Genomic DNA, 618 nt, shown 5'->3' on the forward strand with positions numbered 1-618 from the left:
CAGTTCGAACTCGACGCCTTTCTCGATGTAGGCCGGCAGCGCCTTGGCGTACAGATCGGCCATCTCGTGGTGGGTGGCGGCTTCGGCTACGCCGAGGAAGCCCAGGGCTTCGGCACGCAGGGTGTCCATCAGCAGGCGCGCGGTGACCTGGCTGTAGTTCGGCTCACGCTCGACCAGGGTACGGGCAGTCATCACCAGGGCGGTGTTGACGTCCTTCTCGGCCACGCCGTCATAGAGGTTCTTCAGGGTTTCACGCTCGATCAGCGCGCCATCGACCTCGGCCAGGCCTTCGCAGGCCTCGGTGATGATGGTCTGCAGGCGGCCCATGTCCAGCGGCTGCTGGCTGCCGTCGGCACGGGTCACGCGGATGCTCGGGTGCGGCTGGGCGATGTCGTTGGCCGCGGCGCTCTTGCGCTCCTGGCTACGGGCTTCGCGGTAGATCACGTAGTCACGCGCGACTTTCTGCTCACCGGCACGCATCAGGGCCAGTTCGACCTGGTCCTGGATTTCTTCGATATGGATAGTGCCACCGGAGGGCATGCGACGACGGGAGGTGGCGCTGACCTGCTCGGTCAGGCGCGCGACGGTGTCGTGAATACGCGAGGAAGCGGCAGCGTT

At 65.9% G+C, this 618-nt stretch carries 1 protein-coding gene; it reads right to left on the reverse strand.

The window, feature by feature from the left end:
* On the reverse strand, nucleotides 1–618 hold a 618-nt coding region (locus CXQ97_RS21000; protein WP_258062829.1), incomplete at both ends, for an ATP cone domain-containing protein.

This window comes from Arthrobacter sp. B0490 (assembly GCF_002929355.1).
Taxonomy (GTDB): Bacteria; Actinomycetota; Actinomycetes; order Actinomycetales; family Micrococcaceae; genus Arthrobacter_D.